Raw genomic sequence first — 16,588 nt, 5'->3', positions numbered from 1 at the left:
GAGCCTGGCACTGCTGACGCAGCAAGCCGATCATTGGTGAATACTCCCATGGACACCGGTCTGGTACCGATGGTTTTCTGGGGCTCTACCAGAGCCACGGGCGAAAGCCAGCACACCGGCCCTCGCCTTGATCCCGATGGATGACTGGTGCAGATCAGCTCTGCAACCAGGCGAGCGAAAAACCGGATGCATGCTCATATGCGTCGATGCGGTGGAGGGCTGAAGCCGTTTCAGCTAAGCAGGGCAAGCCTGAGAGAGGAGTATTTATCTCTTGATCTAAGCCTTTCAATGGATGACACATTTATTTCGCGTAGTCAAAACCGGTGTCAAGCAAGGCTCTGCCAGACTGAATGAGCTGCATGTGGGCGAGTTGATAATCCAATGGGTGACACTTTTGCTCTCGCAGCGGTGACACTTTTAATACGGTCTACGCGATCGCGCATTGGTACTTCGGCACAAATAGTCCGTCATCTGCGCATCGCGTGGCTTCACTCGATCGTCCCGATTTTTCCCTTCGTCGGGCCTCAGCCCGGATGAGCCTCCCCTCGCCCAGCCGATAGCGACAGCCGCCCTTTCGTGATGCATGATGCACCCACGGAAGGGAACATTCCCTAAACTTACCCGTCGATAACAGATACGCTGGCACGCGCCAGCGACGGAGACTTCACATGGACGACCCGTCCGCATCGAACGAAAAGCGCACGGAAAGCGCCGTCGACATCGTCGCGCCCACCTCTGTAGCGGCGCTCGCGGCCACGCTCGACTACGACACCGCCCCCGCCGAGCGCGACGCGCTTCCGCCCCTCTGGCACTGGATCTTCTTCAGGCCCATCGTCAGGCAATCGCTGATCGCCGAAGACGGCCACCCGCGAAAAGGCAGCTTTCTCCCCGATCTCGGCCTTCCGCGCCGCATGTGGGCGGGCGGCCGGCTGCGCTTTGCCGCGTCCGTCATCGTCGGCGAGCGCATTGCGCGCACATCGAGCATTCTCGACGTGCGTGAAAAACAGGGGCGCACGGGCAGGCTCGGCTTCGTCACGGTCGGACATCGGATCGAGTGCCGCGGCACGCTGGCGATCGAAGAAGAGCACGACATCGTCTATCGCGAACTGTCCACGTCCGGTGCGCCCGCGCCGACCGCCGCGCCCGCCGACGCCGCATGGCAACGCACGCTCACGCCCGACGAGACGCTCCTCTTTCGCTACTCGGCGCTGACCTTCAACGCGCATCGCATCCACTACGACACGCCTTACGTGACGCAAACGGAGGGCTACCCGGGCCTCGTCGTGCACGGGCCGCTGATCGCCACGCTGCTGATGGATCTGCTGCGTCGCGAGCGGCCCGATGCCGCCGTGCTCGACTTCTCATACAGGGCAATGCGCCCCTGCTTTGCGGGCAACGCGCTGCATCTGTGCGGCCAGCCTTCGGCAGACGGCAAGACGGTCGAGCTCTGGTCGAAGGATCACGAAGGCTGGCTCGGCATGACCGCTCGCGCCACCCTCTCGTGACGACGAACACACAGGCAAACCATGATCGACACCCACGACGACGCGTATCAGGACATCCGGGAAGCCGTGCGCGCTCTGTGCGGCCAGTTCTCCAACGAGTACTTTCGCAAGATCGACGAAGCGCGCGGCTATCCGGAAGCGTTCGTCGATGCGCTCACCAAGGCGGGCTGGCTCGCCGCGCTGATCCCCCAGGAATACGGCGGCTCCGGTCTCGGCTTGACGGAAGCCTCCATCATCATGGAGGAGATCAACCGCTCGGGCGGCAACTCGGGCGCGTGCCACGGCCAGATGTACAACATGGGCACGCTGTTGCGCCACGGCTCCGCTGAGCAGAAGCAGCGCTATCTGCCGAAGATCGCGTCGGGCGAATTGCGCCTGCAGTCGATGGGCGTCACCGAGCCGACCACGGGCACCGACACCACGAAGATTAAGACGACGGCCGACAAGAAAGGCGACCGCTATGTGATCAACGGGCAGAAGGTGTGGATCTCGCGCGTGCAGCACTCCGATCTGATGATCCTGCTCGCGCGCACGACGCCGCTCGCCGACGTCAAGAAGAAGAGCGAAGGCATGTCGATCTTCATCGTCGACTTGCGCGACGCAATCGGGCGCGGCCTCACCGTTCAACCGATTCCCAACATGGTGAATCACGAGACCAACGAGCTCTTCTTCGACAACCTGGAAATCCCCGCTGAAAATCTGATCGGCGAAGAAGGCATGGGCTTCAAATACATCCTCGACGGCCTGAACGCCGAACGCACGCTGATCGCGGCCGAATGCATCGGCGACGGCTACTGGTTCATCGACAAGGTCAGCGCGTATGTGAAGGAGCGCGTCGTGTTCGGCCGGCCCATCGGGCAGAACCAGGGCGTGCAGTTTCCGATCGCGCGCGCGTACGTCAACGTCGAAGCAGCGAACCTGATGCGCTTCAAGGCATGTGCGCTATTCGATGCGCACAAGCCTTGCGGCGCGCAAGCCAACATGGCGAAGCTGCTCGCCGCCGATGCATCGTGGGAAGCGGCCAACGCATGCCTGCAATTTCACGGCGGCTTCGGCTTCGCGGCCGAATACGATGTCGAGCGCAAGTTCCGCGAGACGCGTCTTTATCAGGTCGCGCCGATCTCGACGAACCTGATTCTGTCGTACGTGGCCGAGCATATCCTCGGTCTGCCGCGTTCGTTTTGAAGGAGCACGATCATGCGCCCGCTGCAAGGCATCAAGGTCGTCACGCTCGAACAGGCGATCGCCGCGCCGTTCTGCACGCGTCAGCTCGCCGACATGGGCGCGCGCGTGATCAAGATCGAACGCCCGGACACCGGGGACTTCGCGCGCGGCTACGACGAGCGCGTGTCAGGGCTCGCGTCGCATTTCGTCTGGACCAACCGCTCGAAGTAAAGCATCACGCTCGACGTGAAGCAGCCGCAAGCGCTCGACGTCATGCGCAAGCTGCTCGCCGATGCCGACGTGTTCGTGCAGAACCTCGCGCCCGGCGCGACGCAACGCCTCGGGCTCGACTACGACACGCTCAGCAAGCGGTATCCGCGGCTGATCGTGTGCGACGTCTCCGGTTATGGTGCGGATGGCCCGCTGCGCGACAAGAAGGCCTACGATCTGCTGATCCAGAGCGAAGCGGGCTTCCTGAGCATCACGGGATCGGAAGGCGCGCCCGCGAAAGCCGGCTGCTCGATCGCGGATATCGCCGCTGGCATGTACGGCTACACGAACATTCTTGCCGCGCTCATCGAACGCGGACAAACGGGGCGCGGCAAGCGCATCGACGTCTCGATGCTGGAGAGCATGGTCGAATGGATGAGCTACCCGCTCTATTACGCAATCGACGGACAGACGCCACCGCGCCAGGCCGGCGCATCGCACGCGACCATCTTCCCGTACGGTCCATTCAAGGCGGGGGACGGCAAGACCGTCATGCTCGGCCTGCAAAACGAGCGCGAATGGAAGCAGTTCTGCGAGATCGTCGTTCGCCGCCCGGAGCTACCGGCCGACGACAGATACAGCACCAACAGCCGCCGCGCACAGCATCGCGAGGAACTGACGCGCATCATCGTCGAAGCGTTCTCGCGCATGAGCGCGGCGCAAGTGATCGAGCGGCTGGACGAAGCGGGCATCGCCAACGCGCGAATGAACGACATGCACGACGTGTGGCAGCACGAGCAGCTCGAAGCACGGCAGCGGTGGACGCAGGTCCGCACGCCGTCGGGCGAGATTCCCGCGCTGTTTCCGCCCGGTATGACAGCCGCCGACGAGCCGCGCATGGACGCCGTTCCCGCACTGGGCGAGCACACCGACGCGATCTTGCGCGAACTCGGCTTCGATGCTCAGGCCATGGAGCGTCTGCGCGACGCGGGCGCAATCTGAGCGCTGTCGCGCTGCATAGGCCGAGCGCACCAGGCGCTCAGCCCTGCTTGATCCTTCGATACGTCATGCCTAAGCGTCGTCTTTGTCCTGCTCGCCCAGCATCCGAAACGCCGCCTTCTCCGCGTTCAGCACGTGCTGTCGGGCAAGCTCCTGCGCCTCATCCGCGTCGCGCGCCTTCAGCGCCTTGTGCAGCTTGTCGATTTCGCGCAGGCTGCTCGGCAGCCGGTCGGGATGCATCAGCGACGTCGCGCGCAGCAGATTCACACGCGAGTAAAGGCTGTTCAGGATTTCCTTCACGAGACCGTTGCCGCAGTTGTCGAGCAGCACGTCGTAGAGAGCCGCCTTGGCCTTGAGCACGCCGTTCTGGTCCTGTGCCGTCGCCTGGGCACGCAGCATCTTCGCGGCCTCGCCGAACTGGGCGATGGCCTCGTCACTGGCGAGCCGCGCGAATTCGTGCGCCGCGAAGCCTTCGAGCAACGCGCGCAACGCGTAGAGTTCGGCGGCCTCCTCGCGCGACATCACCGCGACCACGGGCCCCTTGTGCGGCACGTTGCGCACGAGCTTCTCGGCCTCCAGCTTGCGCAACGCCTCGCGCACGGAGGTCCGGCTCACGCCCAGCGTCTCGCAGAGCTCACGCTCGATCAGACGCGCGCCCGGCGCAAAGCGCCCGCTCATGATGGCCTGGCGCAACACGTTTTCGACCTGGTGACGCAGCGTCTCCGGCCGGACCAACCCGATATCAGTCGACATTATTGTCTTCCCGTCCGACAAAAACCCCAATCGCTATGATACTTCACCGCTGCCATTTTCAGGCGTCCGGCGAGCATAAATTCGGACCGGCGGATGCGCACTGAGCTTGCGTCAGCGAACCGAGTCCGGTGCGCGACACGATGCGCAGCGCAGCGTCGAAGCGAAGCACGAGCGGTTCCGCGTGCGCGACTTCGAGCGAGGCGATCCGCGCGTCGTCGATTCCGTCGAGATGCTTGAACAGTGCGCGCAACGCGTTGCCGTGCGCGACCATCAGCACCGATTCGCCGTTGCGCAACGCAGGCGTCACTGTCCCTTCCCAGAGCGGCAGCACGCGCGCAAGCGTATCGCGCAGGCTTTCGGTGCGCGGCAACGCATCGGAATGCGGCAGCGCCGCGCCCGCGAATTGCGCGACGAGGGCCTGCTGCCGCGCGGCATCGAGCGGCGGCGGCGCCTCGGCGAAACCGCGCCGCCACGCGCGCACCTGCGCCGCGCCGTAGGAGTCAGCCGCGGCTTCCTTGTCCATACCCGTCAGTGCGCCGTAGTGGCGGTCGTTCAGGCGCCACGAACGCACGACGGGCCGCCTGGGCGCGCCGCACCGGCCGACGATCAGATCGAGCGTGTGCCCCGCACGGCTCAGCACCGACGTGACGGCCAGATCGAAGCGCAGCGACAGCGCGCGCATCTGCTCGCCGATGTGCATCGCCTGCTCGACGCCGTGCGCCGACAGCGGGACATCCATCCAGCCGGTGAAGCGGTTCGTACGGTTCCATTCCGACTGGGCGTGACGCAAGACCACGAGCGTTGCGCAATCCGCCATGCTGACCTCGTCTAGTTGTAGCCCAGAATCGCGGCTGTGCGGACGTGCGCGTGCTCGTTGCCGTTCGACGCCAGCCGCGACAGCGGCGCCGCCTGGAACGCGCGGAACGTCGAGTCCGGCTCGCGTGCGCGCAGCGTCTTTGGCGATCGCGCGGGCTCGCGCACCGGGCCGCGCATCGGGTCGCGCATCATCTCGCGCGGCGGATTCATGCTGTGACGTTTCATCGGCGTATCAGGCCTCCGCAGCGATGCGCTGCTTCGCCAGCGCCGCTTCGAGCAGCGGCGCGCCGAGCTCCGCGCCGTGAATGCCCGTCGTGCTGACAATCTCCAGCAGTTCCATCAGTTCTTCCGCCGTCGCGCCGTAGCGCAGCGCGTTGCGCATGTGCAGCTTGAGCCCCGGCACATACAGATGTGTCGATGAAGCGTCGAACGCGCAATACATGAACTCCTTGACCTTCGGGCTCAGCACGCCCGTGCGCCACGGAACCGACGAAAACGCCACATAAGCCTCGAACAGATCGGGATCGAGTTCGAGCAGGCCTTCCCATGTCGGATGCCAATAGCCGCGATGCTTTTCGAAAGCTTCCTTCAGTGCGCGGCGCCGTTCGTCGAGCGGCGCAGGCCCTGCGCGCAATCCCTCTTCTTCGAGCACTTCGAGCAGCACAGGCACGCCGACATTGCTCGTGTGTATGCCGATCGTGCTAATCAGTTCGAGCACTTCCATCAGTTCCTCGCCCGTCGCGCCAAACGCGAGCGCGCGCTCCAGATGATGCGCGACGCCAGGCCCATACAACTGCGTTGCGCATGCATCGGCGGCTAGCGCGATGAACGCGCGCACCTTGTCGTCGAGATGATTTCTACGCTGCGGCACCGCGGAGAACTGCACATACGCATCGACAAAGCCCGCATCGAGACGAAGCATGCTGTCCCATGCGGCGTTCCAGACGCCGTGCACGCGCACGAAGTCGTCCTTGATCTGCTGCGGCTCGCGTTGCGCACGCGCCGGCTGCACTCCCTGATCCATTCACTCGTTCCTCATGGTGGCGATGATCAAATGCCCGCCCTTGCGGAGCGCGGCCCGTGCCGCATTCCGCGTTCTGCGTCAGCGCGCGTCGAGCCCCTTCGGATAATCGGCCTCGGCCACTTCTTCCTGCCACGTCGCCTTGCCGATCGACGTGGCGATGTGCACCATGTAGCTGCCGTCGCTCGCGCCGTGCCAATGACGCTCGTTCGGTCCGATGAACACGATGTCGCCCTGACGGATTTCCTGCGGCGCCTCGCCTTCCTTGCAGATCCAGCCTTTGCCCGCCGACACCTGCAACACCTGGCCATGCTCGTGCGTATGCCAGTAGGTGCGTCCGCGCGGCGCGAAGAATACCGTGTTGATCGTGACGCCGTCCGTCGGCGGCATCACGGGGTCGGCCCACACCGTACCCGAAAACGTCTCGCCGCGCTGCTCCGACATCTTGCCGTCCGCCCTGCCGTGAAATACCTTCATGCCTGCTTCTCCTCTGCTTTTCCTGGTTACGAACCCTTCCGCTCTCCGTCGAACAGCCGCACGCCGCCCGATACGTCGCCGATCGCATCGACGACCCGGTTGCTGATCACGTCGCCATAGCCGAGCGCCGTGCCCAGGCCGAAGCTCGCGAGCGGTCCCGCAGCGTTCAGCGACACCACGCCCAGCTCGCGCGCACGATCGACATACAGCACGACATCCTTCGTCATCAGCTTGCCCGTCAGCCCGCCTTCCAGATAGTCGCCGTCGACGATCTTCGGAAAGCGGTTCAGCGTCGCAAAGTTCACGCCGCTGCTGCTGTTGAGCACGTCGAGCAGCAGATGCAGATCGAGTCCCGCCTTCTTGCCCGCCACCATGACTTCCGCGCTCGCAGCGAGGCTCACGGCATTGAGGAAGTTGTTCAGCAGCTTGGTCGTGTGTCCCGCGCCGCTGTCGCCCATGTGCGCGACCTTCGCGGCGATCGGCGTGAACGCCCATTTGAGCGCCTCGACGGCGCTCGCGTCGCCGCCGACCATCAGCGTCAGCGCGCCCTTCTCGGCGGCCGCCGCGCCGCCCGAGATGCCCGCGTCGACGTACTGTGCGCCGCATTGCGTGAAGCGCTGTGCGAGCCGTATCGTCGAGCTTGCGGCCGCCGTGCTCAGATCGACGACGATCTGTCCGGCGCGGCAGTTCGCGAGCACGCTGCCCTCGCCTTCGACCACCGCCTCGACGACCTTGCTGTCCGGCAGCGACAGCATGACGACATCGGCGAACTTCATCACGTCCGCCACGGTCGCCGCGACCTGCGCGCCCGCTGCCTTCACGCGCTCCGGCACGGTGTCGTAGCCGAGCACGGCGATGCCCGCATCGACGAGACGCCGCGTCATGCGGCCGCCCATGTTGCCGAGACCGATGAATCCGATCCGTTCCTTGTTCATTTCCGCTATTCCCTTACTGGTAGTGATTCGTCAGAAGTCGACGTCCTTCGTTTCCGGTCCCATCAGCGCGCCGATTGCGCCGATCAGTCCGCCGACGCACAGCAGCACAACCGACGTCAGCCGCAACGGCATGAACGCGCTGAGCCAGTCCATATAGAACGCGTAGAACGACGGGATGATCACCGACAGGCTGAAGCCGACGCCGAAGCCCGTTGCGCGCACATCGGTGACGAAGCGCTCGTTGATGTACGTGACGATCACGCCCCACGGCGACGTGACGAGCACAGCGAGCACGCAGACCAGCACGATGATCGTCGCCAGCGAGAGCCCGTCGACGTTCGCGATCACGTACAGCAACGCCGCGCCGACCGTCGCGATCAGCGGGCCGACGATCGCGAAGAAGCGCCGCCGCCCGATGGCCTGCGCGATCATCCCCGAGCCGATGTAGCTGAAGAACAGCACGAAGTACGTGATCATTAATGTGGACGTCATCTGGAAGCCCGTCAGATGCAGCGTCTTCACCAGCAGCCCCGTCGGCAGGAAGATCGTGATGATATTTTGCGTGAGCCAGAAGCCCGTCATCATGACCAGCACCTGAAGCAGATTGCGCCCGCTCTTGCCGCGCAGCAGGTCCGTTAGCGGCAGCTTCTCCGGCTGAGGGCCTTTCTCGGCCGTTTCGCTTTCCCAGATCTCCGATTCGGCGACCTTGTGCACGTAGTACATCGCGAGAATGCCCGCGAGCACCGAACCCAGCACGAACGGAATGCGCCAGCCCCATTGCGCGTACGGCGAGTGCATGCCGTTGAGCGGAAAGAGCGCGAACATCAGCATCGCGACGAGATTGATCGACACGTACGCAGCCGGAAAGCCCGCGATGATGAAGCCGCCGACAAAGCCGCGCTGCGCCTTCTTCGAATACTCGATGGCAAGCGGCATCGCGCCCGTATAGCCGCCGCCGAGAAAGATGCCGTCGACGAAGCGCAATAGCACGAGCAGCCAGTACGACAAGATGCCGATGCTCTCGTAGCCCGGCAGCAGCGCGATCAGCAGCGTGACGACGCCGAAGCCCGACACCGACCAGATCGACGCCTTGCGGCGCCCGATGCGGTCCGCGATCATCCCGAACAGCAGCGCTCCGATGGGCCGCCCGAGCAGCGTCGTGATGAACACGAGCGACGCGAGTATCGTCTCCATGCCGCTCGACAGATGCGGCGGCTGAAAGAACGCCAGCACCGGCGACAGTACGACGACGGGCAAGTAAATATCGAACATGTCGATGTACTCGGAGAAGAACGCGCCTTTGATGGCATTGCGTCTTTTCGTTTCTATCGACTGCTCGCGTTCGGACTGTATGACGTCAGTCGCAGTGAGGGTCTTCATCGATGATGTCTCCATTCTTTGCCGGCACCGCGTGGTGCTTTCGTTTGAGCGAATCCGCGAATCCGCATTCAGACTGCCGAAGTCTCCGCTTCGTACGCCTTGATCGCTTCCGTCGCGACACGGAACGCGGCCAGCGCGAGCGGCACGCCGCAATAGATGGCCGCCTGCATCAGCACCGAGCGGATCTCTTCCTTCGTCACGCCGTTGCGCAGCGCGCCCTTCACGTGCACGGACAGCTCGTGATGCTGGCTCATCGCCGTGAGCATCCCGAGGTTCAGCATGCTGCGCGTCTTGAACGACAGCGTCGTGTCGCCCCAGATGTCGCCCCAGCAGCACTCCGTGACGTACTTCTGCATCGGCCGGTTGAAGTCATCGGCGTTCGCCCACGACTTCTCTACGTGCCCCGCACCGAGCACTTCCTTGCGGTTTTCAAAGCCTTTTTCGAAACGTTCGCTGCTATCCATCTTCAAGGTCCTCTCTGTTGCTCTACCCGTTCAACCGCTCGACGCACCCGAACTACCTGACACGATGATTGTCCGACAATCCAGACGCGCAAAATTTTTTGGCCCGCGTTTGGCCCGCTTCCAGCTTCCTGTCGCGGACCGGCACCCATCAATCCACGCCGTAACCGACCAGCGCCTTCGTTTCCAGATACTCGCGCAAGCCCGCTTCGCCCCACTCGCGGCCGTTGCCCGATCGCTTGTAGCCGCCGAACGGCGCATGAAAATCCGCAGGCGGATAGTTCAGATGCACGCCGCCCGCGCGCAGCGCACGGCCGACTTTGCGGGCGCGCGCGACGTCGCCCGATTGCACGTAGGCTGCGAGACCGTAGTCGGTGCCGTTGGCAATCGCGATGGCTTCGTCTTCGCTGTCGTACGCGATCATCGACAGCACCGGTCCAAAGATTTCCTCGCACGCGATCGTCATGTCGGGCGTGACGTCGGCGAAGACGGTCGGCTTCGCGTAATAGCCCTTCTCGATGCCGGCGGGCAATCCCGTGCCGCCCGTCACGAGCCGCGCGCCTTCGTCGATGCCTTTTTGTATCAATGCCTGCACGCGCTCGAACTGGTTGCGGTTCACGAGCGGTCCGAGTTGTGTCGACGGCTCGTCGGTCGGCCCGACGCGATAGGCTTCCGCTACGCGTTTCGCGATCTGCGCCGCGTCGTTCATCAGATGACGCGGCACCAGCATGCGCGTCGGGATCGAGCACGACTGGCCCGAGTTCGTGAAGCACGCGGCGACGCCGCGCTTCACGGCTTCGTCGAGATCGACGTCGTCGAGCAGGATGTTCGCCGACTTGCCGCCCAGCTCCTGCGCGACGCGCTTGACGGTCGGCGCGGCCGCCTGCGCGACGAGCACGCCCGCGCGCGTCGAGCCCGTGAACGACACCATGTCGATATCCGGATGGCTCGCGATCGCCTCGCCCACGCCCGGACCATCGCCATTCACGAGATTGAACACGCCTGCAGGCACTCGCGCTTCGTCGAGCACTTCGGCGAACAGCAACGCGCTCAACGGCGAATACTCGCTCGGCTTGAGCACCATCGTGCAACCGGCCGCGAGCGCGGGCGCGATCTTCACGACGATCTGATTGACGGGCCAGTTCCACGGCGTAATCAGCCCGCACACGCCGATCGCTTCGAGCACGACACGCGTGCTGCCGCGCTGCTCTTCGAATGCGAAGCGCTCGAGCACGTCGATCAGCGCGTTCAGATGCGCCGGGCCGCGTGCCGCCTGGCCGTTGCGCGCGAACGTGATGGGCACGCCCATCTCGCGGCGCATCGCCTGCGCGAATTCGTCGTAGCGGCGCTCATAGATGCTCAGCACGCGCCGCAGCAACTGGACACGCTCCGCGACGCTCGTCGCGGACCACGCCGGAAACGCGCGGCGCGCGGCGGCAACCGCGCGATCGACGTCTTGCGCATTGCCGAGCGCGAGCCGTTCGAAAGGCACTTCAGTCGACGGATCGACGATATCGAACCATCGTGGAGACGCGGGCTCGGCCCAACGTCCGTCGATATAAAACTGCGCTGCATGTGACATGGCTGGCTCCGGAGCAGAAAGATCAGCGCGCATCGCCATCGAGCAGGCGGTACACATCGAGCAGGCGGTACATTTCGGTGTGGTCGGTCGTGGGCGTCGAACCTTGTGCGGCTTCGTCCCACATCGCCGTGCAGGTCGCGCCGAGCATCATCGGATAGCCGACCGACTGCGCAAGCGCACGCGCGATCTTCAGATCCTTGTTCATCAATTGCAGTGCGAAGCCGGAGGCGAACGTGCCGCTCAGCATGAACTGCTTCACCTTGTTTTCCGAAGTATTGCTGCGGCCCGTCGATGCGTTCAGCACATCCGTCATCGCGTCCGGCTTGATGCCGAAGCGTTGCGCGATGTGCAGCGCCTCGACCGTCGCAGCCAGGCCCGCCGCCGACACGTAGTTGTTCAGCGCCTTCGCCGCATGCCCCGCGCCTGCGCCGCCGATGTGCAGAACGCTCTTGCCCATCGCTTCGAGCACGGGCTTGCATCGCGCGAGCACGTCTTCGCGGCCGCCGACGAGAATCGCCAGCGTGCCGTCCTTCGCTTTCTTCACGCCGCCCGATACGAGCGCATCCAGATACGCGAGGCCACGCTCTTCGAGTGCCGAGCCGAGCTTTCGCGAGCGCTCCGGTTCCGACGAACTCATGTCGATGACGACGGCGCCCTTCGCCAGCAGGCTCGCCCAGCCGTCCGCGCCGCCGCCGAGCAGCACGCTTTCGACGATCGCCGAGTTCGGCAGCATCGTGATCAATGCGTCGAGCGACGCGGCGTTGTCCTTGCGCAGACGCTGCGCGCCCGTCTGCGTGGCGAGCATGTCGGCGCGCGTGGCATCGGCATCGTCGATGTACAGCCCGAAGCCCGCGCTGGCGAGGCATTGCACCATCGGCGCGCCCATCATGCCGAGCCCGATGAAGCCGATGCGCCTGGGTTGTTGCTGTGTCATGAGAGCCGTCTCCTAGCGCAGCGCGGAGAACGCGGTCGGCGTGAGGAAGTGATTCTCGATGCGCTCGACAATCGGCTTCTCCGCTTCCGTCGCGGCGCGCTTCGCGATCCATTCGGCGTCGGCCTGAAACGCGTTCCACTTCTGCTCGCGCTCGGCGAGGCTTTCCCACTTCAGCATGTACGTGAGCGCGTGATTGCTCGGGCCGATCAGCGTCGTCCAGAAACCGATCTGCTGGATGCCGTACTTTTCGAAGAAGCCCAGCGTCGTGTTCGTGAAGCGGTCGAGCAACGCCGGCAGGCGCGTCGGCGCGCAGTGATAGATGCGCATTTCAACGATCATGTGATTCTCCGTGGTTGTGCTGTTCAGATTCGTGTGCCCGGCTCAGTCCGCGAGCCCGTCGACGGACGACCAGCGTTCGACGTACTTGACGAGTTCCGTCATGTCGCGCGCGGCGCCGTCCTGCATCGCGGCGTAGTTCCACACCTGGCGCGCGACGCTGCCCACCCACATCGGCACGCCGAGCGCCTGGCATTCGTCGACGGCGAGGCCAATGTCCTTGCAGACGCTGCCGACAGGAAAGCCGAAATCGAATGTGCGCGGCAGCACGTGCTTCGGAAACTTGTCGAGCGTCGCGCCGTTCTTGCCGCTGCCCGCGTTGATCACCGACATCATGACCTCCGGGTCCAGCCCGCCGCGCATGCCCGCGACGAATGCCTCGGACGTGATCGCAAACGCCGTCGACGACAGCATGTTGTTCAGCAGCTTGAGCAACTGCCCTTGCCCCGCCTTGTCGCCGACGACGAACACCTTGCCGAGCACATCGAACAGGCCGCGCACTTCTTCGAGCGCGACGGGATTGCCCGCCGCCATGATCGCGAGCGCGCCTTTCTTTGCGCCCGCCGCGCCGCCGCTCACGGGCGCATCGACGGTTTCGATTCCCTTTGCGAGCAAACCATCCGCGACTTCCTTTTCGATGCGCGAGCCGACCGTCGACAGATCGACCAGGATCTTTATCGCGCTGCCTTCGACAAGACCGCCGTCGCCGAGCGCGACGTTCCTGAAGATCGCGGGGGTCGGCAGGCTCGTGAAGACGATGCGCGCGCTATCAGCGACTTCGCGCACCGACGCGGCCGCCTGTGCGCCGATCGCCTTGAGTTCCGCAACGGCCGCGTCATCGCGGTCGTACACGACGACGGCATGACCCGCTTCGATCAGCCGACGCGCCATCGGCCGGCCCATCGTGCCGACGCCGACGAAACCGAGCAACGGTCCGCGTTGCTCACTTGATGCCTGACTACTCGACATGACAATCCTCGTAAATGAAAAAATCCCTGCGTCAATCCGGACCGCGAGCGCGCGTGAGACGCACCACGGCGGCCGCGTCGGGCTCGTGCTCGAATTTCCATAAGCGGTCGACGAGCGGTTGCGCGTCGATGCCCGAGCGGCCAAATGTCGTGAGGCGCTGCAGCTTGTCCGCAAGCTCGACGTTGGCGAGCGGCGCGGCAAGACTGCCGCGCGCCGCGTGCACGCGATGCGAGTGGCGCTCGCCCGAGCGCAGCACGATCGACACTTGCGCCGCTTCGACGGGCCACGATGCGTCATCGACGAAGCGCAGCCGGCCTGCCAGCGCGCGCAGCGACGGATCGGCGACGGCGGCATCGCTGAACTCTTCGAGCCCCGCCTTGCCGCGCGACAACACGACGGCCACCGCATGCTGCGCGCTGACCTGCGATTCGCGGCCTGTGCGCACGCCCGGCCGATCGGTGCGCTCGCGCAGCAGCGGATGCCCCGTCAGCTCGACCTGTTCGATATCGTCGATGGACCAGCGCGCGTCGCGCCGCAAATCGAGGCACGCGTCGATCACCGGGTTAAGCACGACGCCGCACGGATACGGCTTGTAGGTGTTGTTCAGCAACGCCCACTCGCGCCCGAGCGCTTGCGTGAGCGCATGCCAATCCGGCTTCGACGCCGTCACGCGCAAAAAGCCGCGTTCGCCTTCGAGCGGCGCATCGGGTCCGGAGAAGCCGTCTTCGGCGAGCAGCGCCGACAACAGCCCGTTGCGCGCCGCATTGCCGACGCTGATGCTCTTCGACATCGTGCCGAGCGTTTCGACCAGTCCGCCCGTTTGCGCGGACGCATTGCCGAGTGCCCATACGATTTCTTCCTCGCCGAGTCCGCGTGCTTTCGAAACGGCGGCCGCCGCGCCGAACACGCCGCATGTCGACGTGATGTGCCAGCCGCGCTGATAGTGTTCCGGCGACACCGCATTGCCGATGCGGCACTCCACTTCGACGCCGAGCACGAACGCGAGCAGCAGCGCGTCCCCTCTCATCGCATGCGACTCGGCGAGCGCGAAGAGCGCGGCCGCGACGGGCGCCGTCGGATGGATGATCGTCGGGATGTGCGTGTCGTCGAAGTCATACACGTTTGCGCTCATCGCGTTGAGCGCGGCTGCGTTCAGCATGTCGGTGCGCTCGCTGCGGCCAACGATGGTCGAATTGTCATCGGCGCGAAAGCGGCCATAGCCGCACACGGCCCTGTCGAGCGTCGGATCGTGCGAGCCCGCGAGAGCAACAGCGAAGTAATTGACGAGCGCGCGTTTCGCTTCGCTGCGCACAGCAGCGGGCAGGTCTTGCCACTGCGTATCGGCGACGAAGCGCGCGAGCGCGCGGGTCAGTTCGCCGTTGCCGCCGTTACGCATGGTGCCGGTGTCGATGGAATCAGCCTGCAAGCCAGCCTCCTTCTATCGGCATCATCGCGCCCGTGATCTGGCTGGCCGACGGCCCGCACAGAAACACGACCATATCGCCGACATGCGCGGCATCGACGAGTTCGCCTGTCGGCTGCTTGCCCTTGAGGAATTCGCGCACCGCTTCGCTGCGATTCAAGCCGCGCTCGTCCATCAACGCATGGATGCGACCGTCGATGTTCGGCGTGAGCACCGAGCCCGGACAGATTGCATTGCACGTGATGCCCTGATTCAGCGTTTCGATTGCGACCGAGCGCGTGAGGCCGAGCAGCGCGGTCTTGGTCGTCACATAGTCGACGCGATTGGCGACAGCGCGCGTGCCGTACACCGACGTCATGTTGAAGATGCGTCCCCAGCTGCGCTCGCGCATGCCGGGCAACACCTGTTGAATCGCGCGGAACGCAGCCGTCAGATTCACCGCGAGCGCGTTGTTCCATTGATCGAGCGGAAACGCTTCGATGCCCGCGAAATGCCGGACAACCGCGTTGTTGATCAGCACGCCGAGCGAACTCACGCGCTCGCGCGCCCCGCCGATCAGCGCATCGACGCCCGCCGTCGTGGCGAGATCGGCTTGGACATAAGCGACCTTTACATCGAAAGCGTTCGCCAGTTCGTCCGTCGTGCGCGTCATCTGCTGCGGCGCTTCGAGGCCGTGCAGCACGATGTCACAGCCCGCGCCCGCGAGCGCGCGCGCCATCGCAAGCCCCAATCCGTTCGACGAACCCGTGACGAGCGCGCCCTTGCCTTTCAACGTCATGTGCGCCTCTCTCTTGCTAGCGCGATTCAGCGTCGAGCCGCACGATCCAGCCTTCCGTCTCGCGATCGTGCGACGGATAGCGCGTCAGCACGGCGGGATCGTGACCGGGAATCACGTGATTCGGCGAACTCGCCAGCCGATGCGCGGTTTCATAGCCTTGCAGCATGTCGCCGACGTTGTAGACGACAGGAAACGGCCGATGCTCCTGCATGTTCGCGTAGAAATGCGACGCATCGGATGCGAGCACGACCCAACCGCGCTGCGTATGCACGCGCACGATCTGCAGGCCGTTCGTATGACCGCCGACCCAATGCACGCTCAATCCCGGCGCGATCTCCGATGCGCCTTCATGAAACTGCACGCGTCCTTCGAACAGACGGCCGACCATCGACTTCACGTCCTCCGGTTCGAACGGATGGCTCAGCGCGTGATGACACATGCAGCGGCCCGTGCAATACGCCATCTCGCGGTCCTGAACGTGATAACGCGCGCGCGGAAACAGCGAGTGGTTGCCCGCGTGGTCGTAGTGCATGTGCGTGATGATCACGTCTTCGACCGCATCCGCGCGAATGCCGATCTGCTTGAGCCCGCTCTCGACCGTGTTGGTGATCGTGCGGCCGCGCTTGTCAGCCATCGCCTGATCGAAGCCTGTGTCGACGATGAACGTGCGCGACTCGCCCACCACGGCCCACACGAAGTAATCGAGCGGCATCGGCACATCGTGAGAATCGCCGCCGATGAAGTTGTCGCCAGAGCGGCGCTCGAAATGCGCGTACTTGACTGCGTAGATCCGGTAGTTCTCAGCGGGCGATGACATGTCTCAAGTGTCCTTTTTCATGTGGTGA

General features: G+C 64.5%; 17 protein-coding genes and 1 pseudogene. 3 read left to right on the top strand and 15 right to left on the bottom strand.

What is annotated here, in order from left to right:
• The first annotated feature begins 668 nt into the window (after positions 1-668).
• From GCT13_RS35595 to GCT13_RS35585, 3 genes and pseudogenes are all read left to right on the top strand, one after another.
• A complete protein-coding gene (locus tag GCT13_RS35595; protein ID WP_152766399.1) occupies positions 669-1,505 on the top strand; it encodes an FAS1-like dehydratase domain-containing protein in 837 nt (278 codons plus the stop codon).
• A 21-nt stretch (positions 1,506-1,526) separates the two neighbouring features.
• On the top strand, positions 1,527-2,690 hold the full coding sequence (locus tag GCT13_RS35590) for an acyl-CoA dehydrogenase family protein (protein WP_152766397.1): 1,164 nt from the start codon (positions 1,527-1,529) through the stop codon (positions 2,688-2,690).
• Between the two features lie 12 nt (positions 2,691-2,702).
• Positions 2,703-3,881, top strand: a pseudogene (locus GCT13_RS35585) (CaiB/BaiF CoA transferase family protein).
• Positions 3,882-3,950: 69 nt separating this feature from the next.
• On the opposite strand, the gene GCT13_RS35580 reads toward GCT13_RS35585, so the two are convergent.
• The 15 genes from GCT13_RS35580 to GCT13_RS35510 all read right to left on the bottom strand — a co-directional run bounded on the left by GCT13_RS35580 (position 3,951) and on the right by GCT13_RS35510 (position 16,560).
• Complete coding sequence (locus GCT13_RS35580; protein WP_152766395.1) at positions 3,951-4,631, bottom strand: GntR family transcriptional regulator; 681 nt, start codon at positions 4,629-4,631, stop codon at positions 3,951-3,953.
• Positions 4,632-4,689: 58 nt separating this feature from the next.
• On the bottom strand, positions 4,690-5,448 hold the full coding sequence (locus GCT13_RS35575) for a 2,3-bisphosphoglycerate-dependent phosphoglycerate mutase (RefSeq protein WP_152766393.1): 759 nt from the start codon (positions 5,446-5,448) through the stop codon (positions 4,690-4,692).
• Between the two features lie 11 nt (positions 5,449-5,459).
• Entirely contained in the window at positions 5,460-5,672 is a 213-nt protein-coding gene (locus GCT13_RS35570) for a hypothetical protein (protein WP_227747185.1), read from the bottom strand.
• A 7-nt stretch (positions 5,673-5,679) separates the two neighbouring features.
• On the bottom strand, positions 5,680-6,471 hold the full coding sequence (locus GCT13_RS35565) for a carboxymuconolactone decarboxylase family protein (protein WP_152766391.1): 792 nt from the start codon (positions 6,469-6,471) through the stop codon (positions 5,680-5,682).
• A 78-nt stretch (positions 6,472-6,549) separates the two neighbouring features.
• Positions 6,550-6,945 carry a cupin domain-containing protein gene (locus tag GCT13_RS35560; RefSeq protein WP_152766389.1) on the bottom strand — a complete coding sequence of 132 codons (396 nt, stop codon included), beginning with the start codon at positions 6,943-6,945 and terminating at the stop codon, positions 6,550-6,552.
• A 26-nt stretch (positions 6,946-6,971) separates the two neighbouring features.
• Entirely contained in the window at positions 6,972-7,880 is a 909-nt protein-coding gene (locus GCT13_RS35555) for an NAD(P)-dependent oxidoreductase (RefSeq protein ID WP_152766386.1), read from the bottom strand.
• A gap of 30 nt (positions 7,881-7,910) precedes the next feature.
• Entirely contained in the window at positions 7,911-9,260 is a 1,350-nt protein-coding gene (locus GCT13_RS35550; protein WP_152766384.1) for an MFS transporter, read from the bottom strand.
• Between the two features lie 68 nt (positions 9,261-9,328).
• Positions 9,329-9,724, bottom strand: coding sequence for a carboxymuconolactone decarboxylase family protein (locus tag GCT13_RS35545; protein WP_152766382.1), 396 nt, complete (start codon positions 9,722-9,724; stop codon positions 9,329-9,331).
• Positions 9,725-9,872: 148 nt separating this feature from the next.
• The gene (locus GCT13_RS35540) at positions 9,873-11,303 is read right to left on the bottom strand and encodes an aldehyde dehydrogenase family protein (protein WP_152766380.1); all 1,431 of its coding nucleotides are present in this window, start codon (positions 11,301-11,303) and stop codon (positions 9,873-9,875) included.
• 22 nt (positions 11,304-11,325) lie between these two features.
• Complete coding sequence (locus GCT13_RS35535) at positions 11,326-12,237, bottom strand: NAD(P)-dependent oxidoreductase (protein WP_152766379.1); 912 nt, start codon at positions 12,235-12,237, stop codon at positions 11,326-11,328.
• Between the two features lie 12 nt (positions 12,238-12,249).
• Positions 12,250-12,576, bottom strand: coding sequence for an NIPSNAP family protein (locus tag GCT13_RS35530; protein WP_090866626.1), 327 nt, complete (start codon positions 12,574-12,576; stop codon positions 12,250-12,252).
• Between the two features lie 42 nt (positions 12,577-12,618).
• Positions 12,619-13,542: an NAD(P)-dependent oxidoreductase gene (locus GCT13_RS35525; RefSeq protein ID WP_152766377.1), complete on the bottom strand. Its 924-nt coding sequence runs from the start codon at positions 13,540-13,542 to the stop codon at positions 12,619-12,621.
• Between the two features lie 31 nt (positions 13,543-13,573).
• The gene (locus GCT13_RS35520) at positions 13,574-14,968 is read right to left on the bottom strand and encodes an MmgE/PrpD family protein (protein ID WP_152766375.1); all 1,395 of its coding nucleotides are present in this window, start codon (positions 14,966-14,968) and stop codon (positions 13,574-13,576) included.
• Positions 14,958-15,743, bottom strand: a complete 786-nt coding sequence (locus GCT13_RS35515) for an SDR family oxidoreductase (RefSeq protein WP_152766373.1) — start codon at positions 15,741-15,743, stop codon at positions 14,958-14,960. The genes GCT13_RS35520 and GCT13_RS35515 overlap by 11 nt, the downstream gene beginning before the upstream one ends.
• 16 nt (positions 15,744-15,759) lie before the next feature.
• The gene (locus GCT13_RS35510) at positions 15,760-16,560 is read right to left on the bottom strand and encodes an N-acyl homoserine lactonase family protein (RefSeq protein ID WP_152766371.1); all 801 of its coding nucleotides are present in this window, start codon (positions 16,558-16,560) and stop codon (positions 15,760-15,762) included.
• Between the last annotated feature and the right edge of the window lie 28 nt (positions 16,561-16,588).

Source organism: Paraburkholderia franconis, from assembly GCF_009362735.1.
In the GTDB taxonomy this organism is placed as follows: domain Bacteria; phylum Pseudomonadota; class Gammaproteobacteria; order Burkholderiales; family Burkholderiaceae; genus Paraburkholderia; species Paraburkholderia franconis.
This window is presented reverse-complemented; position numbering and strand designations above follow the sequence as displayed.

Excerpts from the sequence above, each read along its gene's own strand:
- GCT13_RS35595 (WP_152766399.1), top strand. The coding sequence starts at position 669 with ATGGACGACCCGTCCGCATCGAACGAAAAGCGCACGGAAAGCGCCGTC.
- GCT13_RS35590 (WP_152766397.1), top strand. The coding sequence starts at position 1,527 with ATGATCGACACCCACGACGACGCGTATCAGGACATCCGGGAAGCCGTG.
- GCT13_RS35580 (WP_152766395.1), bottom strand. The coding sequence starts at position 4,631 with ATGTCGACTGATATCGGGTTGGTCCGGCCGGAGACGCTGCGTCACCAG.
- GCT13_RS35575 (WP_152766393.1), bottom strand. The coding sequence starts at position 5,448 with ATGGCGGATTGCGCAACGCTCGTGGTCTTGCGTCACGCCCAGTCGGAA.
- GCT13_RS35570 (WP_227747185.1), bottom strand. The coding sequence starts at position 5,672 with ATGAAACGTCACAGCATGAATCCGCCGCGCGAGATGATGCGCGACCCG.
- GCT13_RS35565 (WP_152766391.1), bottom strand. The coding sequence starts at position 6,471 with ATGGATCAGGGAGTGCAGCCGGCGCGTGCGCAACGCGAGCCGCAGCAG.
- GCT13_RS35560 (WP_152766389.1), bottom strand. The coding sequence starts at position 6,945 with ATGAAGGTATTTCACGGCAGGGCGGACGGCAAGATGTCGGAGCAGCGC.
- GCT13_RS35555 (WP_152766386.1), bottom strand. The coding sequence starts at position 7,880 with ATGAACAAGGAACGGATCGGATTCATCGGTCTCGGCAACATGGGCGGC.
- GCT13_RS35550 (WP_152766384.1), bottom strand. The coding sequence starts at position 9,260 with ATGAAGACCCTCACTGCGACTGACGTCATACAGTCCGAACGCGAGCAG.
- GCT13_RS35545 (WP_152766382.1), bottom strand. The coding sequence starts at position 9,724 with ATGGATAGCAGCGAACGTTTCGAAAAAGGCTTTGAAAACCGCAAGGAA.
- GCT13_RS35540 (WP_152766380.1), bottom strand. The coding sequence starts at position 11,303 with ATGTCACATGCAGCGCAGTTTTATATCGACGGACGTTGGGCCGAGCCC.
- GCT13_RS35535 (WP_152766379.1), bottom strand. The coding sequence starts at position 12,237 with ATGACACAGCAACAACCCAGGCGCATCGGCTTCATCGGGCTCGGCATG.
- GCT13_RS35530 (WP_090866626.1), bottom strand. The coding sequence starts at position 12,576 with ATGATCGTTGAAATGCGCATCTATCACTGCGCGCCGACGCGCCTGCCG.
- GCT13_RS35525 (WP_152766377.1), bottom strand. The coding sequence starts at position 13,542 with ATGTCGAGTAGTCAGGCATCAAGTGAGCAACGCGGACCGTTGCTCGGT.
- GCT13_RS35515 (WP_152766373.1), bottom strand. The coding sequence starts at position 15,743 with ATGACGTTGAAAGGCAAGGGCGCGCTCGTCACGGGTTCGTCGAACGGA.
- GCT13_RS35510 (WP_152766371.1), bottom strand. The coding sequence starts at position 16,560 with ATGTCATCGCCCGCTGAGAACTACCGGATCTACGCAGTCAAGTACGCG.